This window comes from Pectobacterium sp. A5351 (assembly GCF_028335745.1).
Lineage (GTDB): Bacteria > Pseudomonadota > Gammaproteobacteria > Enterobacterales > Enterobacteriaceae > Pectobacterium.
In genome coordinates this window covers 3,101,263-3,127,460 of record NZ_CP116477.1, presented here as the reverse complement: position 1 = coordinate 3,127,460, position 26,198 = coordinate 3,101,263, and the positions used below count along the sequence as shown (strand labels likewise).

Annotated in this window: 20 protein-coding genes; 9 read left to right on the top strand and 11 right to left on the bottom strand. The window is 53.6% G+C overall.

Annotation, left to right across the window (positions count from 1 at the left end; genetic code table 11):
• Nucleotides 1-20: 20 nt before the first annotated feature.
• The 6 genes from O1Q74_RS14505 to ubiG form a co-directional block, all read right to left on the bottom strand.
• The gene (locus O1Q74_RS14505; protein ID WP_271874091.1) at nt 21-476 is read right to left on the bottom strand and encodes an NfeD family protein; all 456 of its coding nucleotides are present in this window, start codon (nt 474-476) and stop codon (nt 21-23) included.
• A complete protein-coding gene (locus O1Q74_RS14500; RefSeq protein ID WP_271874090.1) occupies nt 476-1,390 on the bottom strand; it encodes an SPFH domain-containing protein in 915 nt (304 codons plus the stop codon). Before O1Q74_RS14500 ends, O1Q74_RS14505 begins: the two co-directional genes overlap by 1 nt.
• A 275-nt stretch (nt 1,391-1,665) precedes the next feature.
• Nucleotides 1,666-1,926, bottom strand: coding sequence for a class I ribonucleotide reductase maintenance protein YfaE (gene yfaE, locus O1Q74_RS14495; protein ID WP_271874089.1), 261 nt, complete (start codon nt 1,924-1,926; stop codon nt 1,666-1,668).
• A 3-nt stretch (nt 1,927-1,929) separates the two neighbouring features.
• The gene (gene nrdB / locus O1Q74_RS14490) at nt 1,930-3,060 is read right to left on the bottom strand and encodes a class Ia ribonucleoside-diphosphate reductase subunit beta (RefSeq protein WP_010284080.1); all 1,131 of its coding nucleotides are present in this window, start codon (nt 3,058-3,060) and stop codon (nt 1,930-1,932) included.
• Nucleotides 3,061-3,182: 122 nt separating this feature from the next.
• Nucleotides 3,183-5,468 (bottom strand): class 1a ribonucleoside-diphosphate reductase subunit alpha, encoded by a 2,286-nt coding sequence (nrdA, locus tag O1Q74_RS14485; RefSeq protein WP_271874083.1) that lies wholly within the window; start codon nt 5,466-5,468, stop codon nt 3,183-3,185.
• A gap of 359 nt (nt 5,469-5,827) precedes the next feature.
• On the bottom strand, nt 5,828-6,547 hold the full coding sequence (gene ubiG / locus O1Q74_RS14480; RefSeq protein ID WP_271874080.1) for a bifunctional 2-polyprenyl-6-hydroxyphenol methylase/3-demethylubiquinol 3-O-methyltransferase UbiG: 720 nt from the start codon (nt 6,545-6,547) through the stop codon (nt 5,828-5,830).
• Between the two features lie 262 nt (nt 6,548-6,809).
• Here ubiG and gyrA point away from each other — a divergent pair, with 262 nt between their 5' ends.
• Together gyrA and rcsC are read left to right on the top strand one after the other, a co-directional pair.
• A complete protein-coding gene (gene gyrA / locus O1Q74_RS14475) occupies nt 6,810-9,449 on the top strand; it encodes a DNA topoisomerase (ATP-hydrolyzing) subunit A (protein ID WP_271874078.1) in 2,640 nt (879 codons plus the stop codon).
• A gap of 114 nt (nt 9,450-9,563) precedes the next feature.
• The gene (gene rcsC, locus O1Q74_RS14470; RefSeq protein ID WP_271874077.1) at nt 9,564-12,419 is read left to right on the top strand and encodes a two-component system sensor histidine kinase RcsC; all 2,856 of its coding nucleotides are present in this window, start codon (nt 9,564-9,566) and stop codon (nt 12,417-12,419) included.
• 36 nt (nt 12,420-12,455) lie between these two features.
• On the opposite strand, the gene rcsB is transcribed toward rcsC, so the two are convergent.
• Genes rcsB through O1Q74_RS14455 form a run of 3 tightly spaced genes read right to left on the bottom strand, consistent with a single transcriptional unit; the run spans nt 12,456 to nt 16,255 of the window.
• Nucleotides 12,456-13,106 (bottom strand): response regulator transcription factor RcsB, encoded by a 651-nt coding sequence (gene rcsB, locus O1Q74_RS14465; RefSeq protein ID WP_015839395.1) that lies wholly within the window; start codon nt 13,104-13,106, stop codon nt 12,456-12,458.
• 8 nt (nt 13,107-13,114) lie between these two features.
• Nucleotides 13,115-15,802: a phosphotransferase RcsD gene (rcsD, locus tag O1Q74_RS14460; protein WP_271878941.1), complete on the bottom strand. Its 2,688-nt coding sequence runs from the start codon at nt 15,800-15,802 to the stop codon at nt 13,115-13,117.
• A 3-nt stretch (nt 15,803-15,805) separates the two neighbouring features.
• Nucleotides 15,806-16,255, bottom strand: coding sequence for a hypothetical protein (locus tag O1Q74_RS14455; RefSeq protein WP_271874075.1), 450 nt, complete (start codon nt 16,253-16,255; stop codon nt 15,806-15,808).
• A 113-nt stretch (nt 16,256-16,368) separates the two neighbouring features.
• Here O1Q74_RS14455 and menF point away from each other — a divergent pair, with 113 nt between their 5' ends.
• The 6 genes from menF to menE all read left to right on the top strand — a co-directional run bounded on the left by menF (nt 16,369) and on the right by menE (nt 23,655).
• The gene (gene menF / locus O1Q74_RS14450; protein WP_271874073.1) at nt 16,369-17,697 is read left to right on the top strand and encodes an isochorismate synthase MenF; all 1,329 of its coding nucleotides are present in this window, start codon (nt 16,369-16,371) and stop codon (nt 17,695-17,697) included.
• A gap of 220 nt (nt 17,698-17,917) precedes the next feature.
• Nucleotides 17,918-19,600, top strand: coding sequence for a 2-succinyl-5-enolpyruvyl-6-hydroxy-3-cyclohexene-1-carboxylic-acid synthase (gene menD, locus O1Q74_RS14445; RefSeq protein ID WP_271874071.1), 1,683 nt, complete (start codon nt 17,918-17,920; stop codon nt 19,598-19,600).
• The gene (gene menH, locus O1Q74_RS14440) at nt 19,588-20,418 is read left to right on the top strand and encodes a 2-succinyl-6-hydroxy-2,4-cyclohexadiene-1-carboxylate synthase (RefSeq protein ID WP_271874068.1); all 831 of its coding nucleotides are present in this window, start codon (nt 19,588-19,590) and stop codon (nt 20,416-20,418) included. Before menD ends, menH begins: the two co-directional genes overlap by 13 nt.
• Nucleotides 20,419-20,423: 5 nt before the next feature.
• Nucleotides 20,424-21,281, top strand: a complete 858-nt coding sequence (gene menB / locus O1Q74_RS14435; protein ID WP_271874066.1) for a 1,4-dihydroxy-2-naphthoyl-CoA synthase — start codon at nt 20,424-20,426, stop codon at nt 21,279-21,281.
• A complete protein-coding gene (gene menC / locus O1Q74_RS14430) occupies nt 21,281-22,252 on the top strand; it encodes an o-succinylbenzoate synthase (protein WP_271874063.1) in 972 nt (323 codons plus the stop codon). The genes menB and menC overlap by 1 nt, the downstream gene beginning before the upstream one ends.
• On the top strand, nt 22,240-23,655 hold the full coding sequence (gene menE, locus O1Q74_RS14425) for an o-succinylbenzoate--CoA ligase (RefSeq protein ID WP_271874062.1): 1,416 nt from the start codon (nt 22,240-22,242) through the stop codon (nt 23,653-23,655). Before menC ends, menE begins: the two co-directional genes overlap by 13 nt.
• A gap of 17 nt (nt 23,656-23,672) precedes the next feature.
• On the opposite strand, the gene O1Q74_RS14420 is transcribed toward menE, so the two are convergent.
• Nucleotides 23,673-23,882: a catalase gene (locus O1Q74_RS14420; protein WP_271874060.1), complete on the bottom strand. Its 210-nt coding sequence runs from the start codon at nt 23,880-23,882 to the stop codon at nt 23,673-23,675.
• Nucleotides 23,883-24,134: 252 nt separating this feature from the next.
• Between O1Q74_RS14420 and O1Q74_RS14415 the strand changes: the two genes are divergently transcribed.
• Entirely contained in the window at nt 24,135-24,674 is a 540-nt protein-coding gene (locus O1Q74_RS14415; protein WP_271874057.1) for a YfaZ family outer membrane protein, read from the top strand.
• Nucleotides 24,675-24,875: 201 nt separating this feature from the next.
• Here O1Q74_RS14415 and tyrP read toward each other — a convergent pair whose 3' ends face one another.
• A complete protein-coding gene (gene tyrP, locus O1Q74_RS14410) occupies nt 24,876-26,084 on the bottom strand; it encodes a tyrosine transporter TyrP (RefSeq protein WP_271874054.1) in 1,209 nt (402 codons plus the stop codon).
• Nucleotides 26,085-26,198 lie beyond the last annotated feature (114 nt).

Here is a 26,198-nt window from a genome sequence, read left to right as displayed (position 1 = left end):
CTCCCCTAAAATAGGTGCGGTTAGCGCTCTGTTGGGCGTACATGCAGCGTGATACCATCAATAGCAATTACTTCAACATGTGTACCGGCGGGCAGATCCTGCTCTGATTTTACACGCCAGCTGCTGTCACCGATGTTTACCCGGCCGAAACCGTTAGTCACCGGGTCGGCCAGCGTGGCGCGCAGGCCAATCAGTTGCTGCCCGCGCTGGTTGAGCGTTGACTGCGGGCGTGACAGCGTCCGTTTACGCAGCCAATACCACCAGAGCAGCGCCGTGACGATCGTCAGGATGGCAAAAATGGTTCCCTGCCATGGCCAGTCCAGCGGCATGACCCACGTGAGCAGCCCAACCAATACCGCTGATAAGCCGCTCCACAGCAAATAGCCACTGGCGCCCAGCATTTCGGCGGCTAAAAGCAGGCCACCGAGCGACAGCCAGAACCAGTGCGCATTTTCCATCACCAGTTCAATGCCCATTATTTACCTCGGCTTTCTTTACTGTCTTTAACCAGTTCTGCAATTCCGCCGATGGCACCCATTAAATTGCTGGCTTCCAGCGGCATCATGATGACTTTGCTGTTATTGGAAGAACCAATCTGTTGCAGTGCATCGGTATATTTCTGGGCGATGAAGTAGTTGACTGCCTGAATGTCGCCCGCCGCGATGGCTTCGGACACCATTTTGGTTGCCTGTGCTTCTGCTTCCGCCGCACGTTCACGCGCTTCTGCTTCCAGGAACGCGGACTGACGCAGGCCTTCTGCTTTCAGGATCTGCGACTGTTTTTCCCCTTCTGCTTTCAGGATCGCGGCCTGACGCACCCCTTCGGCTTCCAGAATATCGGCACGTTTGTTACGTTCCGCTTTCATCTGTGCGTTCATCGCGGCAATCAGTTCTGTTGGCGGACGAACGTCGCGGATCTCAATACGGGTAATTTTAATACCCCACGGGTTGGTCGCTTCGTCAACGATGTGCAGTAGGCGGGTATTGATGCTGTCACGCTGAGAAAGCATTTCGTCCAGTTCCATCGAACCCAGAACGGTACGGATGTTGGTCATCGTCAGGTTGACGATAGCCTGTTCCAGATTGCTGACTTCATAGGCGGCGCGTGCCGGATCGATAACCTGGATAAAACACACGGCGTCGATCGTGACGTTGGCGTTATCTTTCGAAATGATTTCCTGTGAGGGAATATCCAGCACCTGTTCCATCATATTAATTTTGCGGCCGACACGATCCATAAATGGCACGACCAGATTAAGGCCCGGCATCAGTGTTTTGGTATAGCGACCAAACCGTTCCACAGTCCATTGATATCCCTGGGGGACGATTTTGATGCCTGACCAGACAACGATGAGCGCAACAAAGATCAAAATAGGAATGACGGTGAGCATGTTTTAAAACCTCCAGGTTGTTTTATCCCCGTCATACTTCAAGCTGCATGTGCGTTGGATTCCCTTACTCACCCCAGTCACTTACTCGTGTAAGCTCCTGGGGACTCGCTCGGTCTCCGCCTGCCTGCAACTCGAATTATTTAGGGTATATATCGGTCAAAAGACGATTTCAGCGGATAGTGTAACTCACTTGCGTAGGAAAGCGGGCAGGAAATGCGCCCGCCACCAGCGAGAGCGATAGGCGGTTTAGCCGGTATGGCGAGGACGGAACGGGACTAAATATCGAGTTCGATGTCGCCTTGCGGCATGCAGCAGCAGGGGAGGATTTCATCCTGTTGGATGCAGGCCAGCGGAGTTTGGCGATAGGCCACTCTGCCTTTTACCAGACGCAACCGACAGGAGCCGCAATAACCGGAGCGGCACTGGTATTCAATGCTGACGCAGTTGGACTCCAGCACATCCAGCAGGGAAGGGCCGTCGTCTGAGCAGGAAAACTGCGCACCGGATGTGCGCAGTGTGATCGTTGGATTGCTCATCGCTTACAGTTGGAAATCGCTCAGGTCGTCGTCGCTGATTTCTGAATCGATCTGGCCGACCAGATAGGAGCTGACTTCAACTTCCTGAGGCGCGACCTGCACGTTATCGGATACCAGCCAGGCGTTGATCCACGGAATAGGGTTCGTGCGCGTCTGGAATGGCAGCGGTAGCCCAACCGCCTGCATGCGGATGTTGGTGATGTATTCCACGTATTGGCACAGAATATCTTTGTTCAGACCAATCATTGAGCCGTCGCGGAACAGGTATTCCGCCCACTCTTTTTCTTGCTGAGCAGCGAGCACAAACAGGTCATAACACTCCTGCTGACACTCTTCGGCAATCTGCGCCATTTCTGGGTCGTCATGGCCGGAACGCATCAGGTTCAGCATGTGCTGCGTGCCGGTCAGGTGCAGCGCTTCATCACGGGCAATCAGCTTGATGATTTTGGCGTTGCCTTCCATCAGTTCGCGTTCTGCAAAAGCGAAGGAGCAGGCGAAGCTGACGTAGAAGCGAATCGCTTCCAGCGCGTTTACGCTCATTAGACAGATATACAGCTGCTTTTTCAGCGTATGCAGATTTACGGTCACGGTCTTGCCATTAACCTGATGTGTCCCTTCACCCAGCAAATGATAGTAGCTGGTCATCTCAATCAGCGAGTCGTAGTAACCGGAGATATCTTTGGCACGCTTTAGAATCTCTTCGTTCGTCACGATATCGTCAAACACCAGCGACGGATCGTTCACGATATTACGAATGATGTGCGTGTAGGAGCGTGAGTGAATGGTTTCCGAGAACGCCCAGGTTTCCACCCAGGTTTCCAGCTCAGGGATAGAAATCAGCGGCAGCAACGCCACGTTCGGGCTACGTCCCTGAATGGAATCCAGCAGCGTTTGGTATTTCAGGTTGCTGATGAAGATATGCTTTTCATGATCGGGCAGCGCCTGATAGTCGATGCGATCGCGCGACACGTCGACTTCTTCCGGACGCCAGAAAAAGGACAGCTGCTTTTCGATCAGCTTTTCGAAAATTTCATACTTTTGCTGATCGAAACGCGCGACGTTAACTGACTGACCGAAGAACATCGGTTCGAGCAACTGGTCATTCTTGTTCTGTGAAAAAGTGCTATAGGCCATGAGTCTCTCCAAAAAAATGCCGTGAGCATTTTTTAACGCCGCTTGTGAAGGCCCATAAGGGACGGGCAGCGACGCCTGCTATAAAAGATGAAAGGCTGCATCGGCAGCCTTTCATTATTGGCTTAAATCTTACACGCGCCGCCTTCGCAGCCGTCGTCCTGTGGTTCTGCTAACAGGTCGTCTTGTGCGTCTTCAGCGCCGTCACGGGTGTTTTGGTAATACAGTGTTTTCACGCCGAACTTGTAGGCCGTGACCAGATCTTTCAGCAACTGTTTCATCGGTACTCGACCTGATGGGAAACGTGACGGATCGTAATTGGTGTTGGAGGAGATCGCCTGATCAACAAACTTCTGCATCAAACCCACCAGTTGCAGGTAGCCATCGTTGCTCGGCATTTCCCACAGCAGCTCGTACGCGTCTTTAAGCGTTTCGTATTCCGGCACAACCTGGCGCAGAATACCGTCTTTGGATGCTTTAACGCTGATGTGGCCGCGCGGTGGTTCAATACCGTTGGTCGCATTGGAGATCTGAGAGGACGTCTCAGACGGCATCAGTGCTGACAGCGTGGAGTTACGCAGCCCGTACTCTTTAATGTCGTTACGCAGCGCTTCCCAGTCGAGATGCAGCGGCTCGTTGCAGATCGCATCCAGATCGCGTTTATAGGTATCGATAGGCAGGATACCCTGCGAATAGGTGGTTTCATTGAACCACGGGCAGGCACCTTGCTCGCGCGCCAGCACGTTAGAGGCTTTCAACAGGTAGTATTGAATGGCTTCAAACGTTCTGTGCGTCAGGTTGTTGGCGCTGCCGTCAGAGTAACGCACGCCGTTTTTCGCCAGATAGTAAGCGAAGTTGATCACGCCAATTCCCAGCGTGCGGCGGCCCATCGCGCCACGCTCTGCGGCCGTGATTGGGTAATCCTGATAATCCAGCAGGGCATCCAGCGCGCGTACAGCCAGCGTCGCCAGCTCTTCCAGATCGTCTAAGCTGTTGATCGCGCCAAGGTTGAAAGCAGACAGCGTACACAGCGCGATTTCGCCGTTTTCATCGTTCACGTCGTCCAGCGGCTTGGTCGGCAGCGCGATTTCCAGACACAGGTTGGACTGGCGAACGGGGGCGATCTGCGGATCGAACGGGCTGTGCGTATTGCAGTGGTCAACGTTCTGAATATAGATACGACCGGTAGAAGCACGTTCCTGCATCATCAGAGAGAACAGCTCAACGGCTTTGATGCGCTGTTTGCGGATGCTGTCATCCTGCTCATATTGCACATATAGACGCTCGAACTCATCCTGATCGGCGAAGAACGTGTCGTATAATCCCGGTACGTCAGACGGGCTGAACAGCGTGATGTCTTCACCTTTTACCAGACGCTGATACATCAGTTTGTTCAACTGTACGCCGTAGTCGAGGTGGCGAACGCGGTTGCCTTCTACACCACGGTTGTTTTTCAACACCAGCAGGCTTTCTACTTCCAGATGCCACAGCGGATAGAACAGTGTGGCAGCCCCGCCGCGTACACCACCCTGAGAGCAGGATTTCACCGCTGTTTGGAAGTGTTTGTAGAAAGGAATACAGCCGGTGTGGAAGGCTTCACCGCCGCGAATCGGGCTACCGAGCGCACGGATACGGCCCGCGTTGATGCCGATACCGGCACGCTGGGAAACGTATTTCACGATTGCGCTGGATGTCGCATTGATGGAATCGAGACTGTCGCCGCATTCGATCAGCACGCAGGAGCTGAACTGACGCGTTGGCGTGCGCACGCCCGCCATGATTGGCGTTGGCAGGGAGATCTTGAACGTGGAAATGGCGTCGTAAAAACGTTTGACGTAATCCAGACGCGTTTCGCGCGGGTAGCCGGAGAACAGGCATGCCGCGACCAGAATGTACAGGAACTGGGCGCTTTCGTAGATATCACCGGTGACGCGGTTTTGTACCAGATATTTCCCTTCCAGCTGTTTAACCGCCGCGTAGGAGAAATTCATGTCACGCCAGTGATCGATGAAAGCGTCCATCTGGGCGAATTCTTCTGGGCTATAGTCTTCCAGCAGATGCTTGTCGTACTTGCCCAGTTCCACCATCTTGGTGACGTGAGTCAGCAGGGCTGGCGGCTCAAACTGACCGTAGGCTTTCTTGCGCAGATGGAAGATAGCCAGACGCGCAGCCAGATATTGATAATCCGGGCTTTCGCGCGAGATCAGATCGGCCGCAGCCTTAATGATGGTCTCGTGGATATCGGCGGTCTTGATGCCGTCGTAAAACTGAATGTGGGAGCGAAGTTCGACCTGAGAGACGGAGACATTGTGTAAACCCTCTGCGGCCCAGGTAATGACGCGGTGGATTTTATCCAAATTGATTTTTTCTTTACTGCCATCGCGTTTGGTAACGAGCAAGCTCTGGTTCATGTTGGGATTTACCTGTTGGTGAAAATAAAAAATATCCCCTGTTTATTCACAGAAACCACCCTGTGACTAACTCTGTGGATAAATACTAGATATAGATATTTTTTGATAAAAGGCTACTACATGGTGAGTATTGTAGTGTGGATTCTTTGAAGAACAAGAGTTGATTTTTCGTTAATTTGGAGGTTTAAGAAAAGATATTTTGTTAAAAACCTCGCCTGATAAGGCCTGTGGCGATGTCAATATCATTCTGGGTTTTGATAAGAAAAAGAAAACCTGAAGACTTTGCTGGTTTTGGCACCAGAAGGAGCAAGGCGCGCGGTAAGAAACCGCGCAGCATTTAAGAATACTCTGAATCCGATCTATTTATCGTGGCGCGTGTGCAGCATGTAGTTCACGTCCACGTTTGGACCCAGTTTAAAGCGGTCTGTCAGCGGATTGTAGTGTAGCCCGGTGATGTGTTTTTCACGCAGCGGCGTACTGTCAACCCAGTGCATCAGCTCAGCCGGGCGGATGAATTTCTTAATGTCATGCGTGCCGCGCGGCACCATTTTTAGCACATACTCAGCGCCGATAACGGCCATTAGCCACGCTTTCGCATTGCGGTTGATGGTGGAGAAGAAGACATGTCCGCCGGGTTTGACCAACTTGGCGCAGGCCTGCACCACGGATTGCGGGTCGGGAACGTGCTCCAGCATTTCCATACAGGTGACAACATCGTAGAGGCCCGGATGAGCATGGGCATGGGCTTCTACCGTTTCCTGGACGTAGTTGAGGGTGACACCGCTCTCCAGCGCATGCAAACGTGCGACCTGTAGCGGTTCTGCGCCCATATCAAGCCCGGTGACGTCTGCGCCTTCACGCGCCATGCTCTCGGCTAAAATGCCGCCGCCGCAGCCGACGTCCAGCACTTTTTTGCCGAACAGACCGTCCGCACGCTGCGAAATATAGCCCAGACGCAGTGGGTTAATGCGGTGTAACGGTTTGAACTCGCCTTCTAAATCCCACCAGCGTGAAGCGATAGCCTCAAATTTGGCAATCTCCTGATGGTCAACGTTCGGAGTTTGATTTTCTACATTCATCTGTCATCACTGCCTTTCGTCATCTTTATACTGCCGCGAGTATACTCCCTTCGTGTCGCAACGTGCAGCGGTGTCGTTTTTCTCTGAGGGATATCCGGTGAATAAAAGTCCATTGGGAAAACCGTCTGTTCGGGGCGGAAGGGAGTTTCCCCCGAAACGGCGGTTTGTGATATAATTTTTCACCTTTTGAACAGTTCACCTAATCTGAACGGTTCACTTTTCTGAACACGGGTAGATGCCTAAATAGAGGGATAGCGGCTCCATGAGCGACCTTGCCAGAGAAATCACACCGGTCAACATTGAAGAAGAGCTGAAAAGCTCGTATCTGGATTATGCGATGTCCGTTATTGTCGGGCGTGCATTACCAGATGTTCGTGATGGACTGAAACCGGTACACCGCCGCGTACTGTATGCGATGAGCGTACTGGGCAACGACTGGAACAAACCGTATAAAAAATCCGCCCGTGTCGTCGGGGATGTCATCGGTAAATACCACCCGCACGGCGACTCTGCCGTTTATGAAACCATCGTGCGTATGGCGCAGCCTTTTTCACTGCGCTATATGCTGGTTGATGGTCAGGGTAACTTCGGTTCGATTGACGGCGACTCCGCGGCGGCGATGCGTTATACCGAAATTCGCATGGCGAAAATTGCCCATGAACTGCTGGCCGATCTGGAAAAAGAGACGGTCGATTTTGTGCCGAACTATGACGGCACCGAGCAGATTCCTGACGTCATGCCAACGCGTATTCCCAACCTGCTGGTTAACGGTTCTTCCGGTATCGCCGTCGGGATGGCAACGAACATTCCTCCGCATAACCTGACGGAAGTCGTGAACGGCTGTCTGGCGTATATCGACGATGAAAACATCAGCCTTGAAGGATTGATGGAACACATCAAAGGCCCGGATTTCCCGACGGCGGCGATCATCAATGGTCGACGCGGTATTGAAGAAGCCTATCGCACCGGGCGCGGCAAAATTTACATCCGTGCGCGCGCTGAAGTGGAAGCGGACGCGAAAACCGGACGTGAAACCATCATCGTGCATGAAATTCCCTATCAGGTGAACAAAGCGCGCCTGATCGAGAAAATTGCCGAGCTGGTTAAAGACAAGCGTATCGAAGGCATCAGCGCACTGCGTGACGAATCCGATAAAGACGGTATGCGTATCGTCATCGAGATTAAACGTGACGCTGTGGGCGAAGTGGTTCTGAATAATCTGTATTCCCAGACGCAGCTTCAGACGTCATTCGGCATCAACATGGTCGCTCTGCATCAGGGCCAGCCGAAGATCATGCCGCTGAAGGACATTCTGGTTGCGTTTGTGCGCCACCGCCGTGAAGTGGTGACGCGTCGTACCATTTTTGAACTGCGTAAAGCCCGTGACCGCGCCCATATCCTGGAAGGTTTGGCGATTGCGCTGGCGAACATCGATCCGATTATCGAACTGATTCGCCGTGCTCCATCACCTGCTGAAGCGAAAGCCTCGCTGATCGCACAAGCATGGGAACTGGGTAGCGTGGCGGCGATGCTGGAACGTGCGGGCGATGATGCCGCGCGTCCAGAGTGGCTGGAGCCAGAATTCGGTATCCGTGACGGTCGCTACTACCTGACGGAACAGCAGGCGCAGGCGATTCTGGATCTGCGTTTGCAGAAACTGACCGGCATGGAGCACGAGAAGCTGCTGGATGAATATAAAGCGTTGCTGGCGGAAATCGCCGAGCTGCTTTATATCCTCAATAGCCCTGAGCGCCTGATGGAAGTCATCCGCGAAGAGCTGGAAGCGATCAAAACGCAATACAGCGACGAACGTCGTACGGAAATCACGGCGAACACCGCTGACATCAACATCGAAGATCTGATTAACCAAGAAGATGTTGTCGTCACGCTGTCTCACCAAGGTTACGTGAAGTATCAGCCGCTGAGCGACTATGAAGCCCAGCGCCGTGGGGGCAAAGGTAAGTCTGCCGCACGTATAAAAGAAGAAGACTTTATCGATCGTCTGCTGGTGGCCAACACCCACGATACGATTCTGTGCTTCTCCAGCCGGGGTCGTCTGTACTGGATGAAGGTATACCAACTGCCGGAAGCCAGCCGCGGTGCGCGTGGTCGCCCGATCGTCAACCTGCTGCCGCTTGAAGCGGATGAACGTATCACCGCAATTCTGCCGGTACGTGAGTACGAAGAAGGCCGCCACATCTTTATGGCAACCGCGAGCGGTACCGTGAAGAAAACGGCGCTGACGGAATTCAGCCGTCCACGTAGTGCGGGGATCATCGCCGTTAACCTGAATGAAGGTGACGAGCTGATTGGCGTTGACCTGACCGACGGTAGCGATGAAGCGATGCTGTTCTCTGCGGAAGGTAAAGTGGTTCGCTTCTCCGAGCAGGCGGTGCGCTCCATGGGTCGTACGGCAACGGGTGTTCGTGGTATCAATCTGCAAGGCGAAGATCGCGTCGTTTCACTGATCATTCCTCGCGGCGAAGGCGATATCCTGACCGTGACGCAAAATGGTTTTGGTAAGCGTACTGCCGTGAGTGAGTACCCGACCAAGTCGCGTGCGACGAAAGGGGTTATCTCTATCAAGGTCAGCGAACGTAACGGCAAAGTGGTTGGCGCGGTTCAGGTCGATGCCGCAGACCAGATCATGATGATCACCGATGCGGGAACGTTGGTGCGTACTCGCGTATCGGAAGTCAGTATCGTTGGCCGTAACACGCAGGGTGTGACGCTGATTCGTACGGCGGAAGATGAAAATGTTGTCGGCCTGCAGCGCGTGGCTGAACCGGTAGAAGATGAAGAGCTGGATGGCGTGGTAAAAGTTGAAGGTGAAATTGCCGAAGACGACGACGCGATCGATGACATTGATGGCGATGATGACATCGCAGAAGATGACGAATAAGCCTTTTCCTTAGCCGGAATGAGTCGAATAAGCCAGCGCGATGCGCTGGCTTTTTTTATCGACACTCGGTAGTGTATCAGCAAACTGGTTCTTCCATTATTCAACGGTATCCACTTGAAATATCTCGCCTCATTCCATACCACATTAAAAGTTTCCCGCTATTTATTTCGGGTTCTGGCGGTCATGCTGTGGGTGCTAGGCGCACTGATATCCGTTTTTTATGTCACTAAAGTATTGAATGAAAAAGAGTCAGAGCTGCGGCAGGAGTATAACCTCAGCTTTGATCAGTCGCAGGGCTATATCCGACACGCGTCGGATATTGTGCGCGAGCTCCAGTATCTGGCGGCAAATCGGCTGGTGCTGGCGAGAGAAAAAGCAGAGCCGCCAATGGAAGGGGGCCCCGGTGTCTCCGTTTATTCGCTCGCGCCCGGCGCAACCTGTTCCACGCAATATGGCGGGAATGCGGCGCTGCTTTCATTAAGTCATTTCTTTAACGGCTGGCAGGATAATTTCTCTGCCGTCTACGATCTTAACCGGGTCTTTTTTGTCGGCGGCGATCGGCGCTGTATGGTTGATTTTGGCATCCGTAACCAGTCGCTCGACCGTGATAATTTGCTTAAAAACGTGCAGGATCGGTTTCAGGATCAGAAGAAGAATCGCACCCAAACCGGGCGCGATGAAACACTCTATTGGATTACTCCCGCGTCTGTCCCCGATGTCGGCTATTTATATGCGTTGACGCCGATTTATGTGGATAACAAGCTGGAAGTCATCATGGGGATTGAACAGACGATTCGTCTGGATGACTTCGTCACCATAGGTAAATTTCCAATCGGTGCCAAGTTGCTGGATCAATACAATCAGGTCGTTTTGCAGTTTTCCGATGATAAGGGGCGTTACGCTTCGTCGGTAGATGGCTATCCCTCCGATCATAACTATTTTGGCTATGTGAATGGTTATGATGAACTCATTTTGAAGAAGTCGCTGCCGCCGACGTCGTTCAGCATCGTGTATTCACTGCCGTTGAAAGTGCTGCTCTCCCATATCAGCGCCTTAATGATCAACATGCTAGTGCTGAATATGCTATCGGCTATCTTGTTGTTTGTGCTGGCGCTGGTGTTTGAACGGAAAATGCTGCTGCCGGCGGAGGTGAATGCGTTCCAACTGGAAGAGAACGAGCAATTCAACCGTAAGATTGTGGCCTCAGCGCCGGTAGGGATTTGTATCCTGCGTATCAATGACGGCACGAACATCCTCAGTAACGAACTGGCGCACAACTATCTCAACCTGCTGACCCACGAAGACAGATTGCGCATTACCCGCATCATTTGCGAGCAGCAATCCAAGTTTGTGGATGTCATGACCAGCCGCAATCATCACCTGCAAATCAGCTTTGTTCATTCGCGCTATCGTAATGAAAACGTGGCGATTTGTGTGCTGCTAGACGTCAGCGCGCGCGTCAAAATGGAAGAGTCGCTACAGGAAATGGCGAATGCTGCCGAGCAGGCCAGCCAGTCGAAATCGATGTTTCTGGCTACCGTCAGCCATGAATTGCGTACGCCGCTGTACGGGATTATCGGTAACCTCGATTTACTGCAAACCAAATCGCTGCCGCAGGACGCCAATCGTCTGGTGGCGGCGATGAATAACTCTTCCTCGCTGTTGCTGAAAATCATCAGCGATATCCTCGATTTTTCCAAGATTGAATCGGAACAGCTGAAGATCGAACCGTGTGAGTTTGCGCCGCATGAGGTCATCAGCCACATCACTAGCAACTATCTTCCACTGGTGGTTAAAAAGCGCCTGACGCTGTACTGCTTTATCGATCCCAATGTGCCAGTCAGCCTGTTTGGCGATCCCGTGCGTTTACAGCAGGTGTTGTCTAACCTGCTGAGCAACGCCATCAAGTTTACCGACACAGGCTGCATCATTTTTGAAGTCGGCTGCCGCGATGGCTATCTGGAATTTGTGGTGCGTGATACCGGCGTAGGGATTCAACCTCGCGAGGCGGTGAAGCTGTTTGACCCGTTCTTCCAGGCGGGGAGCGGCGTTCAGCGCCATTTTCAGGGCACGGGGTTAGGGCTGGCGATTTGTGAAAAGCTGGTCAACCTGATGGATGGAGACATTACCATCGAGTCTGAACCTGGGCTCGGCAGCCTGTTTGGCGTCAGAATTCCGCTGTATAAAGCGCGTTATGCTCCCGCAGCGATCAACGCCAGTCTGCAAGGGAAAATGTGCTGGTTGAGGATACGCAATGCCCGGCTGGAGGCTTATCTGCTGACGTTGTTGCAGGATCAGGGGTTGCAGGTCGCGCGTTATCAGAACCAAACCGTGTCGCCTGATGATGTGATGATTAGCGATTACGTGTCAGAAGAGGATGTTAACGTTCGGGCGCATATCGTGATGAGTGGCGCACATACTGGACTAGCGCAGGAAGTGAGCGACGGGCACTGGGTGCAAGGGACGTCCACACCTCAACATCTGCCTGATTTGCTCGAGAAAATTTATCGTTCAGAAAACGAGGATCGCGCGTACGCCGAGATTTCACCGCCGCTGACCCACTACGAGCGCGCTGAGAATGGCGATATTATGATTCTGGTGGTTGACGATCACCCCATCAACCGCCGGCTGCTGGCGGATCAGCTTGGTTCTCTGGGTTATCAGGCGATGACGGCGAATGATGGGATCGACGCACTGGGAGTATTGAGTAAAAATCATATCGATATCGTGCTGACGGATGTCAACATGCCGAATATGGATGGTTATCTGTTCACACAGCGTATGCGAGAGCAAGGATTACGTTTTCCGGTTATCGGCGTGACAGCGAATGCATTGGCGGAAGAACGAGATCGTTGCCTCGGGGCAGGGATGGATAACTGTTTGTCAAAGCCGGTGACGCTGGATACTCTACAGCAGGCGCTGGCGTATTACAGTGACGTGGTGCGCCAGACGAGAACATCTGAGGAATAACCTGCACCAGCGGTTGCCGGTGCAGGCCGGAAAGGTTTAGTCGACCTGCGTTGCGCCGCCATTAACGGAAGACAGGTAGTTCAGCAGGGCAATATCGTTGTCGACGCCCAGCTTGGTCATCGCTGACTTCTTCTGGCTACTGATTGTTTTGATGCTGCGGTTGAGTTTTTTGGCAATTTCGGTGACCAGAAAACCTTCTGCAAACAGACGTAGCACTTCACTTTCTTTTGGAGACAGGCGTTTGTCGCCGTAGCCGCTGGCGCTGATTTTCTCCAACACTTTGGATACGCTGTCCGGCGTGAATTTCTTCCCTTTTTGCAGGGCAGCCAGCGCTTTGGGTAAATCGGTCGGCGCACCCTGTTTCAGCACGATGCCTTCGATGTCCAAATCCAGCACCGCACTCAGAATCGCCGGATTATTATTCATGGTGAGAACAATAATAGAGAGATGAGGAAAATGGCGCTTAATGTATTTAATGAGGGTAATGCCATCGCCGTATTTATCGCCAGGCATGGATAAATCGGTAATTAAAACGTTAGCGTCCAGCTTAGGCAGGTTGTTGATCAGCGCTGTTGAGTCTTCAAATTCGCCAACCACATTGACCCATTCAATCTGCTCAAGCGATTTTTTGATGCCAAAAAGGACAATAGGATGGTCGTCGGCAATAATTACGTTTAAGTTACTCATCGTTTTGGTTACTCATCTTGTTGGCTACCTTGCTGCCCTTTAGGTTCTATTGGGGATAGTAATGCACTGACAAACCTCTCAATTTCATGAAGGTTAGCCTCGATCTGTTCACTATCATGCGCGGTAATATGCTGTTCAAGCTGTTCACACAACTGTTTGCCAGGATGCAGATTTAGCATGGCAAACACGCCTTTCAGCCGGTGTGCCGTCTGCGAAAGTGACGGGAAATCGCCTGCTTCCGCTTCAGTATACAGCCTCTTTAAATCATCCGGTACTGTCTCCACGAACAGCGAATAATAGTCGCTTGATGCCAATTGCGCGGCGTAAAATTCGACATCATCCAGTTCCCCTTCCTGTAGCGCATCGGGTGATGTTTCCAGTTGTAGCTCAATCAGCTTAAGTAATGCCTCCAGCAGGAGGTGGCTGATATTATAATTCACCCGCAAACGGCGCGGGCCCAAAGGTGTTAATGTGTCATCGTCGTGACTCAACAGCAGCGTATAATCTGCCTTGTTTTCCGGGTCGTCAGTAATACAGATATCGGCTTCCTGATTAATCTGGCGTTCATCGTTGACCAGATAATTCGCTCCCCAGCCCGTCAGCATATTGCCGACAATATGCTGTACTTCATCAGACGTCACATCCAGCAGAATGGTAATACCATCCAGAAGTTTTTCTTCCTCAACGGGAAGCGCTTCCGGCTCCAGTTTTAGCGTCAGAATATAGTGTGTACCTAACCCGGACTTACTGTTGATGGTTAACGCACCGCCCAGTTTATTACAGAGTTGATTACACAAAAATAAGGTCAATCCTGAATTTTGTCCGAAACGATCGGAAGTGGCAGGGTGCAGGAAAGGATGGCGGATATTTTCCTGTTCTTTGCCTGAAACATGGGTTCCCGTATCGCTGACCTGAATAATCAGCGTATCTGACTCATTATTTTTTCTGTCAACTGACACCGTAATTTTGCCGTAATCCGTATTAGTCACCGAATAATTCAGCAGCAGCGCCAGCGTCTTTTTCAGCAGCCCGGCATCACCCACGTAAGTTTGATTACTATCGAGGTTGTAATGATGGAACAGGGCCAGACCTTTTTGCTTCAATCGCGGCAACAGCTCAAGAAGCACATTGTCCATCAGCGCCAGCAGCGAAAAGCTGTCGTTGACCACGGTCCATTCCTGCGCTTCCAGCCTTTCGTGCAGGGCAATATTTTCCAGTAGCTCGATAGCGCAACGGGTATCTGCCGTGAGCTGCTTCAGTGTGTGTGTCTGCACGGTTCCCGTATCGCTGTGGCGTAGCGCATGAATATGCTGTTGCAGTGAAATTAACGGCTGTTTGAATTCGCTGAGCAGGTTTTGAAATAAGCGTTTTCTGGCATGAATATTTTTTTCATATTCACGCTGGGCGAGCAGTAACTTCCGCTGCACCAGAATCTCTTTATCCTGTTCACGCAGCAGGAAGAGGCAATAGTCTGGCGAATGTTGGCTACGAATTTGGCGGATTTCATACATTTCATTATTAATTGTGACCTGAATGATGCCCTGATGCTCGTCCGCCATATTGGTGATTTTTTGCAGGCTCAGGTGCGGAAGTAAATGCTCCGCACGCTCATTTTGTATGATGATTTTATTGCTGCTGAAGTCATAAACCAGCACGCCCATCGGGATTCTACTCGTGGTTTCACGGTAAATATCCAGCTTCTTTTCCAACTGCTGGGATAAATCCTCTACGGGGTGCGCATACTTCCGACGGAAAAGATAAAAGCCCGCGATGGATAAACTCAGCAGAACCAGATTCAGCAGTAGAAGCCAGACGTTATTACGCAATGAATCAATAATCAGGGCTTTTACGGGCACCTGAAAAACAATTTTTAGCGGCGCATTAACGAGCGTGGCGGAGATTTCAATATTGGAACCGTGAAGCTGCACGTCGGCCGCGCCTTCACCATTATTGTTGCTGTCCATCGTGCTGGCCGCCGGCGTATCCGGCTTCAGCATAAGATGCTCACGCGGAATGGTGTCCGGGATTAAATCATTAATCGGCAGATCGAAGGCCAGAATTGTCGCCAGATGGCCCGGCTGATTGAAGGTGGTGCGCAGAGTAAAATAGTAGTCGTTATAGAAGCGTAATTTACGCAGCGGGGAAAAACTTTCGCGCTCGTCTAACACATTCGCCTGTTGTAGCATTTCCGTCCTACGAGCCTCGGCGATGACCGTAATATAATTGCCACGGAACTGCGAAGAGATATCTTTCAGCGTCTGCGTGGAAATCATCGTCAAGCTGTTGTCGATACCATTCAGGTAATACATGGAATAAATGTTGTTTTCCGCTCCCCAGAGAATATCAAGATAACGGGATATCCGACGAACCGACGTCAGCGTTCCTTTGTCGTGTTGCCCGAAAATCAGCGCGTCCGTTTTCTGACCGTTTTTTTCTACGTAGAAAACATTCGGCATTAAATTAATGGCGGTAATGTTGGCATCGTTAGCGGGCGGTTCGCTGTTCAGGCTGCCGTATATTTGATAGGTGAAAAAACGGTAGGTATCGATGCGTTTTTGTATGCCCTGAGCAATGGTCGTCAGCGAATGTTTTTTGTCCGCCAGCAAATCGTTGATGTAGCTATAGCCGAACATTCCGGTAATAAGGATCGATAACACCGTAAGGAGAGAAAAATAACGCAGGATCATGGCTGGGATCAATTAACGCTCCTGATTAGCGGATGACGGCACGCGTACTGGCGCTGGCGGCCAGCAACAGCAGTGCGACAAATTCGAATGCGGTAGCCAAATTGCTGAACTGAACGGTGCAATAAAGCTGAGGCCATCCGAACGACGTAACAAGGGCCTATTTTTACCATAACTCGTGCCCTGAATGGAAAGAATCCTGGTGCGCAGTTCAAGAGGGAGGGATAACACGTTTCCTGAGGCCATATCGCGGGCAAAAAAAGGCCGATTAGATAACCGGAAAAAGAAGAGATCAATTAAAACAATAATGATGATGGAGTGAAATTTTAAAGCGATGCACACGCGTCGTTTTGCCGTTTGATGTGATTTTGCGCTGAATTCACCCTCATGGTCGTGGAGATAACCCTCATGGGCCGTCGCATCAGCAATGGCCCATGAGGGTGACGGATAGGGATGGCGCGTCATAAAAAATGCGAGAGACGTACCTCGCGAAGGGTGACTTTGGGCTCTTGCGTAAGCTCTCACCCACGACGTGTTTTTTTCCCGTATAATCCCCTACTTTGTGTTAGGTTTCCGGGGTGACGGTGAAACAACTTTCCGACTTGCTGCGGCATTTGCAGCAGGATTTGCGCGAGCCACAGCCTGAATGCACAGGTTTCAGACAAATAACGCGTTCATTAACCCTCAGCGATGCGACTGAACTATTGCCGTGGCTGGCGACTCAGCCGGTGTACCCACAGTTCTATTGGCAGCATCGCCAGGATCGTGAAGAAGCCGCCGTTTGCGGCAACGTGTGCGGGTTTCATCATATTCAGGATGCCGAGGCATTTCTCGTTCAGCAGCCGTGCGGCAACGACGTGCGTATCTGGGGGCTGAATGCGTTTAACCAGATAAAAGAAAGTGGCACCTCGTCACCTGGCTACCTGTTTTTGCCCCGCGCAGAGCTACGGCGTCAGGATGATACGCTCAGCCTGAGCATTAATCTGTTCAGCGACACCTCATTGCAGCAGGATGCCGCTGAAGCCTCGGCGTTTATTAACCTGCTTCTGCCGCCTGCGTCGTTGCCTCCTTTGCATGCGGAAGTTCAGTCCGTCGGGCATCAGCCGGAGCGTCAGGGATGGATTGATTTGCTCCAGCGGGCGCTACACGACATTAACGCGGGGTTGATGGAAAAGGTCGTTCTGGCGCGGGCGACCACCCTGACGCTGACGCAGCCGCTACAGGCCACCACCTTTATAGCCGCCAGCCGGGCGGCAAATCACCACTGTTTCCATTTCATGCTGGCGCACGACGCGCGTCATGCGTTTCTCGGTTCCAGCCCTGAACGGCTTTATCGCCGTCGGGGGAGCGAGCTGGAAACGGAAGCGCTGGCGGGGACGGTGGCAAGCGATCGCGACGCGCACAAAGCCGCTGAACTGGCCGACTGGCTGATGAATGACACCAAAAATCAGTGCGAGAACATGCTGGTGGTGGATGATATTTGTCAGCGGCTACAGCAGTCGGCGCTGTCGCTGGATGTGATGCCGCCGGAAATTGTGCGCCTGCGTAAAGTACAGCATCTGCGCCGAACCATTCATGCCACATTACGAACGGCGTCCGATAGCGCGTGCCTGAAGGCATTACAGCCCACGGCGGCGGTTGCGGGTTTGCCGAGGCAAGAAGCGCGCCGTTTTATTGCCGAACATGAACCGTTTGAACGCGGCTGGTACGCCGGGTCGGCGGGCTACCTTTCTCGTCAGCAGTCTGAATTCAGCGTGGCGCTACGTTCGGCCGAAGTGCGGGATCATATTTTGACGCTCTATGCCGGTGCCGGAATTGTGGCGGGTTCTGATCCAGAACAAGAATGGCAGGAGTTGGAAAACAAAGCCGCAGGGCTGAGATCCCTGTTAGACGGTGATATGTCATAGTTTTGTTTTATGGTTGTTGTGCCAGGTACTGGTTTATATCAAAGTCAGCGTGATAAAAAAAAATATAATAGTGCCGATCTTGATGTTTGCTGAAGGGAAACCAGGCCGCCAACAGTTTGATCGTTTGTCTTTTGTCTATATCCATCATTTTCTGTGAGCGTACAGCCAGTACACAGGAAGATGGCGGGAATAACCTGCAACCTGAGTTGTTGAGTACATCATGTCAACAAGTGTATTTAATCGCCGCTGGGCTACATTACTGCTGGAATCGCTGACCCGCCACGGCGTCCGGCATGTCTGCATCGCGCCCGGTTCTCGCTCCACCCCGCTGACATTGTCTGCGGCGGACAACCACGCGCTGATTTGCCACACGCATTTTGACGAACGCGGGCTCGGGCATCTGGCGCTGGGACTGGCAAAAGCCTCGCGTGAACCGGTTGCGATTATCGTGACGTCAGGCACTGCCGCCGCGAACCTTTATCCGGCCATCATTGAATCAGGGTTGACCGGTGAGCGGCTGGTCGTTCTGACCGCGGATCGTCCGCCGGAGCTGATCGACTGCGGTGCGAATCAGGCGATTCGTCAACATGCGCTGTATGCTTCACACCCCACGCTGGCGCTGGATTTGCCGCGCCCCACGCCCGATATCCCGGCTAGCTGGCTGGCTTCTTCTGTGGATAGTGCCATGGCGCGACTCACGTACGGCACGCTACACATTAATTGCCCCTTTGCTGAACCGTTGTACGGTGCCGATGACGGCACGGTGTATCAGGACTGGTTAATGACGCTGGGCGACTGGTGGAACAGCCGTGAACCCTGGCTGCGTGAAATGCGCCAGAGTGCGCTGGTGGTGCAGCCGGACTGGCCGCAGTGGCGACAGAAGCGTGGCGTTGTGCTCGCCGGTCGCGTGAGTCCTGAGCAGGGGGCACGTCTCGCTGCGTGGGCGAACGAACTGGGCTGGCCGCTGATTGGTGATGTTCTGTCGCAAAGCGGGCAGCCGTTACCCTGTGCGGATATCTGGCTGGCGCATCCTGACGCGGTGGATCGCTTACGGCAGGCGGATATTGTCTTGCAGTTCGGCGGCAGCCTGACCGGTAAGCGCCTGCTGCAATGGCAGGAGCAGTGCCAGCCGCAAGAATTCTGGTTAATTGACGATCTGCCGGGACGGCTGGATCCGGCCCACCATCGCGGACGCCGTCTGGTCGCCGACGTTGGCGAATGGCTTTCTGCACACCCGGCGCATAAGCAGACGCCGTGGGCGGATAGGTTGGTGGATATTGCTGATAAAACGCAGCGACAGATCGACACGCATCTGGCTTCCCGCTTTGGTGAAGCGCAGCTGGCGCAGCGTATACCGGCGCTGTTGCCGCCGGACGGACAGCTGTTTGTCGGCAACAGCCTTGTGGTACGCCTGATCGACGCGCTGGCGCAGCTCCCGCAGGGGTATCCGGTGTATGGTAATCGTGGTGCCAGCGGTATTGATGGCCTGATCTCCACGCTGGCAGGCGTGCAGCGTGCCACGGCAAAACCGACGCTGGGCATCGTCGGCGATCTTTCTGCGTTATACGATTTGAATGCGCTGGCGCTGCTGCGTCAGGCTCCCGCACCGCTGGTGTTGATCGTGGTGAACAATAACGGCGGCCAAATATTTTCCCTGCTGCCGACGCCGGTTGCACAGCGTGAAGCGTTTTACTGCATGCCGCAAAATGTGGAATTCGGCCACGCCGCCGCGATGTTTGGCCTCAATTACGTGCGCGCCGAGAGCTGGGAACAACTGGCAAATACGGTGACGGATTGCTGGACACAGGGCGGCGTTACGCTGCTGGAAGTCGTGGTTGAGCCGAAGGATGGCGCAGCAACGCTTAATGAACTGGTCGCGCAGGTGGCGACATGGGCGCACTAGATTTTCAGGGACTAGATTGTCAGAGGACAAATTTTCAGGGGTTAGGCTGCCAGAAGGTGACGCATGGTGCGGTTGCGCCGAGGCAGCCGTGGCTGGTGTGCCTGCATGGTTTATTAGGTAGTGGCGAGGACTGGCTACCCGTCCTGCCGTTTTGCCGCGACTGGCCCGTGCTGCTGGTGGATTTGCCCGGACATGGCGAGTCGAGAACGATCTCCGCAACCGATTTTGCCGATGTGAGTCGCCTGCTCAGCGAGACGCTGCGGGAGCAAGGTATTGCGCGTTATTGGCTGCTGGGCTATTCGCTCGGTGGACGTATCGCGATGTATCACACCTGCAACGGACTGCATGACGGCATGCTGGGGCTGCTGATCGAAGGGGGACACCCCGGTCTGGCGACGCCTGAGTTGCGTACGGAGCGTATTCATCATGATGCACGCTGGGCGCAGCGCTTTCGTCACGAGCCTCTGCCAGCGGTCTTGCAGGACTGGTATCAGCAGGCGGTGTTTGCTGATGTGGATTCAGTACAGCGTGAACAGCTGATTGCGCGCCGGAGTGCGAATCACGGCGCATCCGTTGCGGCAATGCTGGAAGCCACCTCGCTGGGGCGGCAACCTTTTTTAGCGGAATGCCTCCGACACCTGTCGATGCCTTTTGTTTATTTATGCGGTGCCAGCGACATGAAATTTCAAACGCTGGCGACGCACTACGGCCTGCCGTTACTGAGCGTCGCGCAGGCGGGCCATAATGCTCATCAGGCGAACCCAGCGGCGTATGCCGAGCGGGTTCGCGCTTTTCTTTTGCATCCCGTTAAGGATTGATAACTATGCTTTATCCGAGTGAAGAACTGCTTTACGCCCCGATTGAATGGTACGATTGCAGCGGCGATTTCGCCGATATCCTCTACCATAAATCCATCGATGGCATTGCCAAAATCACCATTAACCGTCCTCAGGTACGCAATGCGTTTCGTCCACAAACGGTAAAAGAGATGATTCAAGCGCTCGACAATGCGCGCCACGACGACGGCATCGGAACGATTATCCTGACCGGTGCGGGCGACAAGGCATTCTGCTCCGGCGGCGATCAGAAAGTTCGTGGCGACTACGGCGGTTATCAGGACGACAGCGGTGTGCACCACCTGAACGTGCTGGATTTCCAGCGCCAGATCCGTACCTGTCCGAAGCCGGTTGTCGCGATGGTCGCAGGCTATTCCATCGGTGGAGGACACGTTCTGCACATGATGTGTGACCTGACCATTGCGGCAGAAAACGCCATCTTCGGTCAAACGGGTCCGCGCGTGGGTTCCTTCGACGGCGGCTGGGGCGCTTCTTACATGGCGCGTATTGTGGGTCAGAAGAAAGCGCGTGAAATCTGGTTCCTGTGCCGCCAGTACGATGCGGCGCAGGCGCTGGATATGGGGCTGGTGAACACGGTGGTTCCGCTGGCCGAGCTGGAAAAAGAGACCGTGCGTTGGTGCCGTGAAATGCTGCAAAACAGCCCAATGGCGCTGCGCTGCCTGAAAGCGGCACTGAACGCGGACTGCGACGGTCAGGCGGGCTTGCAGGAACTGGCGGGTAACGCCACCATGCTGTTCTACATGACGGACGAAGGGCAGGAAGGCCGTAACGCGTTCAACGAAAAACGTCAGCCTGACTTCAGCAAATTCAAACGGAATCCGTAATGCGTCAGGTCACTCTCTATCGTTACAGCGTGCCGATGGAAGCCGGAGTGGTGCTGCGCAATCAGCGTCTGAAAACCCGCGATGGGCTTATCGTTTGCCTGCAAGAAGGCGAACGGTTGGGCTGGGGCGAAATTGCGCCGCTGCCGGAATTCAGCGTGGAAACACTGGCTGAGGCGGAAGCCGTTGCGCGTGAACAACTGCAATTGTGGGCGACAGGGGGAGTATTTTCCGACGATCTTCTGCCGTCCGTTGCCTTTGGCTTAAGCTGTGCGCAGGCGGAGCTGGATCAGCACCTACCGCAGGCGGCGGACTATCGCAAAGCGCCGTTGTGCAGCGGCGATCCTGATGAGCTGTTTGCCATGCTACAAGCGATGCCGGGCGAGAAAGTGGCAAAGGTCAAAGTCGGCCTGTACGAAGCGGTACGTGACGGCATGATCGTGAACGTGCTGCTGGAAGCCTTGCCGGACCTGAAACTCCGTCTGGATGCCAATCGTAGCTGGACGCGCGCCAAAGCGGACGGCTTTGCCCGCTATGTCGCGCCGTCATTGCGTTCACGTATTGCCTTCCTCGAAGAGCCTTGCAAAAACCGTGAAGAATCTCGCGAATTTGCGCGGGAAACCGGCATTAGCATTGCTTGGGATGAAAGCGTGCGCGAGGCGGATTTTCGGGTGGAAGCGGAGCCGGGCGTGAGCGCGATTGTCATTAAGCCGACGCTGGTCGGCAGCCTTGCACGCTGCCAGCAACTGGTGCAGGACACGCATCAGGCTGGATTAACGGCGGTAATCAGCTCCAGCATCGAATCCAGTCTGGGTTTAGCGCAGTTGGCGCGTTTGGCGCATTGGCTGACGCCGGATACGATTCCAGGGCTGGACACGTTGAATCTGATGCAAGCGCAGGTCATTCAAGCCTGGCCAGAGAGCACGTTGCCGCTGCTGGCTGCTGAGCAACTGGACGTGGTATGGCAATCCTGACTGACTGGCCGTGGCGACACTGGGCTAACCAGACGCCTCCGTCTGTCTCATTGAATGAGCCTGTCGCATTAATTGACGATGAAACCCGCTGGAGCTGGCAGGCGCTTGCCCAGCAGGTGGATCGTCTGACGCAGCATTTTACACAGCAGGGCGTTGCGGCCGACAGTACGGTTGCGCTACGTGGTAAGAATAGCGCCCAGATGTTGTTCAGCTATCTGGCACTGCTACAGTGCGGCGTTCGCGTGCTGCCGCTGAATCCACAGTTACCTGATGCACTAACCGAGGCACTGCTGCCTACGCTAAATGTCGCGTATGGCCTGTGCCTGAATGATAAGCCCTGGCCGAATGCCGTGCGCACGCTTTCTTTGCCATCGGACGATACTGAAGAACGTCACTGTACCGATCGATTGCGCTGGCAGGCCGATCGGCTGGCGACGCTGACGTTGACGTCCGGCTCCAGCGGGATGCCGAAAGCGGTGGCGCACACGTTCGCGGCTCATCTTTCCAGCGCGGAAGGTGTGGTGCAGATGATGGCGTTTTCCTCCTGCGACAGCTGGCTGCTGTCACTTCCGCTCTTTCACGTTTCCGGGCAGGGTATTGTTTGGCGCTGGCTTGCGACTGGGGCCACAATAGTGGTTCGTGCGCATCAGCCTCTGGATAGTGCGCTGCGCGATTGTACTCACGCTTCTCTGGTGCCGACGCAACTGTGGCGACTGCTGTCGGAGGATAGTTTCCCTACGGCACTGAAAGCCGTATTGCTCGGCGGTGCGATGATTCCGCAGACGCTGACGCAACAGGCGGAAGCCCGAGGCGTGAGCTGCTGGTGCGGCTATGGCCTGACAGAACTGGCGTCGACAGCCTGCGCGAAACGCGCCGATGGGGGAGCGGGGGTTGGTCTGCCGTTACACGGGCGGGAGATCCGGCTGCTAGAGGATGAAATTCTGCTGCGCGGCAGCACGCTGGCTGCTGGCTATTGGCGTGACGGGAAACTGATGCCACTGGTCGATGAGGATGGCTGGTTCCACACGCGGGATCGCGGGCGCTTTGCCGAGGGCGAGTGGCACATTCTGGGGCGTCTGGATAATCAATTTTTCAGCGGCGGAGAAGGGATCCAACCGGAGAATATCGAAGCCGTACTGTTGACGCATCCCGATGTTCAACAGGCCTGTGTTGTGCCAGTTGAAGACGCAGAGTTCGGCCACCGTCCTGTTGCGGTGCTGGAAGTGGCACAAACTACGACGCTTGATGCGGTACGCGATTGGCTACAGCCGCAGCTTGCCGGATTTCAGCGTCCAGTCGCGTATTATGCGCTGCCGACTGAACTGAAAAATGGTGGGATTAAGCTCTCTCGTCAGCAGGTGAAAAGCTGGGTTAATGCAACGCACCACGAGCCCAACAGGTAGCACGACTTGGCCGTAGGCTAGCTGTCCGGTGCATTGGTGCTGGGTTTCACCGCCGGTTTTTTATGCGTTGCCTGATGATTGGCGCTGGTTTCCCGATCAAACAGCGCCAGCTTTTCCAGAAACCACATGTCCTGAAACCGCATCGGGGGGCGCATATCGGCATGCACCGTATGAGGGGTATCCATCGCTGCGGCACGCTTCCCTGTCGCTAATTTTCCTTCTCTCATCATCGTTTCCTTCTGCCTGTTTTGTCGTCATCCATGGTGAGTACTATTGTTCACTTTGTCTTCTTTGAGCAAATAGGCCGCGCTTATTGTTGCTATTGTCAGCAGCACTGAATGAAAACTTTCATGATTATTAAAAGAATAAATCACTGCTCAGGGCAATTTCCTGCTGGAGTGAGGGGGCGTTTCGGGTAGAATCGGCAACGATAACACCTTTACACGCGCGTTTAACGACGGTTTTTAAGGATATTGAAAATGAAAAAGTTTGTGATTGCCTGTGCGGGAAGCCTGTTGCTTGCAACGGCTTCTGTACATGCCATTAGCCTTTCCGGGGAAGCAGGTCGCGATTATGCAGGCGCTAATGCGGGCTTCGGTATGGGCATTCCTGGGCTTGCGGGTAATGTGAGCTATGCCCACGGCGACAACAACAATGATGTCTACGGCTTCGGCTTGGGATACACCATTCCTGTTGGTCCACTCAAGCTGACTCTGGGTGGTAAAGCGCTGTACCTGAATCAGGATCACGGCAATGATGGCTATGGTGTTGCTCTGGGCGGTGGCGTGCAATGGCCACTGAGCCGTCAGTTCTCGCTATATGGCGAAGGTTACTATTCACCGGATGCTTTCTCCAGCCATGTCGATCACTACGTTGAAGGGAAAGCGGGCGTACGTTGGCAGGTATTTGCACCGCTGAACGTTGATGTCGGCTACCGCTACATCAATATGGCACGTGAAAGCGGGCCGGATAATAAACTGGCGGATTCTGCTTATGTCGGCGTTGGCCTGAGCTTCTGATATACCCGTCATACTTCAAGCCGCAGGTGTGTTGGCTTTCCTCGCTCACCCCAGTCACTTACTTGTGTAAGCTCCTGGGGATTCACTGTGTCGCCGCCTGCCTGCAACTCGAATTATTTAGGGTATCGTGGTTCGAAAGAAAAAAGGGCGTGAATGTTGAGTTCACGCTCTTTTTTTATGCCTAGGCGTCGCTGAAAAAGATTAGCTGATTGACGGTAGCCAGCCTGCGACCATCGCCAGTTGGATCAGGATGATGCCTACGCCGCTGGCGAAAACCAGCGCCAGAACTGGAGCACCACCTCGCGTCGCACGTATTTCAGGGCGCTGTTTGCGCACCTGCCAGCTCAGCAGGACGGGAATAAGCAGTGCCAGCACGGCCAGTGCGATCGCCGCATAACCCAGCGCCATCACGAACCCTTGCGGATAAAAGAGTGCAAACACCAGCGGTGGGATAAAGGTCAGCAAACCCGTTTGGGCACGTCCGGTGACGCTATTTTTACGCTTAAACAGATCGGCTAAATAATCGAACAGCCCCAGCGCTACGCCGAGGAAAGAGGTCGCCAGTGCCAGATCGGCAAACAGATGAACGGCCAGTTCAACGTGCGGTGAAGCCACCAGCGTGCGAATAGCCTGCATCAGTCCATTCAATCCCGCCTGATCGGCCAAAATAGCGTTGAATGTTGAAGAACTGAGGCTGCCTAGCATCGCCAGTTGCCAGAACATATAGGCAATCAGCGGTATCACGCTACCGATAAGGAATATCCGGCGAAGCTTACGGCTGTCGCCGCCCATATAGTGCACGATACTGGGGATACTGCCGTGAAAACCGAATGACGTCAGAATGACGGGTAATGCCGAGAGTGTCAGACCCTGTTGCAGCGGTAGCGTTAAGAGATTAACGCGCTGAATATGTGGCACCATGACGGCCAGCATAATGACGAGCATGAGCACTTTGCCGCTAAACAGGATGCGGTTAAACAAATCGACGGAAGATGTCCCGATACAGACAACGCCGCCGGCAACCAGCGTGAAGAGCAGAATTCCGGCGGACAGTGGAAGTGAGTAGCCACTCCATTGGCTGATGCTGGTGGCGAGCAGTTCGCCCGCGCCGCTGATATAGGCTGCCGTGAGCGCGTACATCAGAAATAGCATACTGAAACCCGTAATCCACTGTCCCCAGCGGCCGAGGTAGATTTTTGCCAGCGTGCCCAGCCCGGTGTGCGATGGCTGATGTTGATACACTTCAACCAGCAGCAGGGCGCTATAACACATCAGTGCCCATAAACCGATTAATATCGCTAACGTAGTACCAAATCCGACGCCGGCCGTTGCCAACGGCATCGCCAACATTCCTGCTCCAATGGTGGTGCCTGCAACGATAAAAATACTGCCAAGAGTACGATTTTTCACCTATTCCTCTATATATAGCGTGGCTATCCAGATATTTTTGGCAGCAGGGTAGAGTATTCAGTAATTTCTGTCAAAACGCCGTTACGAGGAGTGTAACTTTATATTTACACTGAA

Bases quoted from the DNA above. Each gene is read 5' to 3' on its own strand.
- O1Q74_RS14415 (WP_271874057.1), top strand. From the start codon at position 24,135: ATGAAAAAGTTTGTGATTGCCTGTGCGGGAAGCCTGTTGCTTGCAACG.
- ubiG (WP_271874080.1), bottom strand. From the start codon at position 6,547: ATGAATGTAGAAAATCAAACTCCGAACGTTGACCATCAGGAGATTGCC.
- menD (WP_271874071.1), top strand. From the start codon at position 17,918: ATGTCAACAAGTGTATTTAATCGCCGCTGGGCTACATTACTGCTGGAA.
- menE (WP_271874062.1), top strand. From the start codon at position 22,240: ATGGCAATCCTGACTGACTGGCCGTGGCGACACTGGGCTAACCAGACG.
- menC (WP_271874063.1), top strand. From the start codon at position 21,281: ATGCGTCAGGTCACTCTCTATCGTTACAGCGTGCCGATGGAAGCCGGA.
- menH (WP_271874068.1), top strand. From the start codon at position 19,588: ATGGGCGCACTAGATTTTCAGGGACTAGATTGTCAGAGGACAAATTTT.
- gyrA (WP_271874078.1), top strand. From the start codon at position 6,810: ATGAGCGACCTTGCCAGAGAAATCACACCGGTCAACATTGAAGAAGAG.
- O1Q74_RS14420 (WP_271874060.1), bottom strand. From the start codon at position 23,882: ATGAGAGAAGGAAAATTAGCGACAGGGAAGCGTGCCGCAGCGATGGAT.
- nrdB (WP_010284080.1), bottom strand. From the start codon at position 3,060: ATGGCCTATAGCACTTTTTCACAGAACAAGAATGACCAGTTGCTCGAA.
- O1Q74_RS14505 (WP_271874091.1), bottom strand. From the start codon at position 476: ATGGGCATTGAACTGGTGATGGAAAATGCGCACTGGTTCTGGCTGTCG.
- O1Q74_RS14455 (WP_271874075.1), bottom strand. From the start codon at position 16,255: ATGACGCGCCATCCCTATCCGTCACCCTCATGGGCCATTGCTGATGCG.
- menB (WP_271874066.1), top strand. From the start codon at position 20,424: ATGCTTTATCCGAGTGAAGAACTGCTTTACGCCCCGATTGAATGGTAC.
- O1Q74_RS14500 (WP_271874090.1), bottom strand. From the start codon at position 1,390: ATGCTCACCGTCATTCCTATTTTGATCTTTGTTGCGCTCATCGTTGTC.
- nrdA (WP_271874083.1), bottom strand. From the start codon at position 5,468: ATGAACCAGAGCTTGCTCGTTACCAAACGCGATGGCAGTAAAGAAAAA.
- rcsB (WP_015839395.1), bottom strand. From the start codon at position 13,106: ATGAGTAACTTAAACGTAATTATTGCCGACGACCATCCTATTGTCCTT.
- yfaE (WP_271874089.1), bottom strand. From the start codon at position 1,926: ATGAGCAATCCAACGATCACACTGCGCACATCCGGTGCGCAGTTTTCC.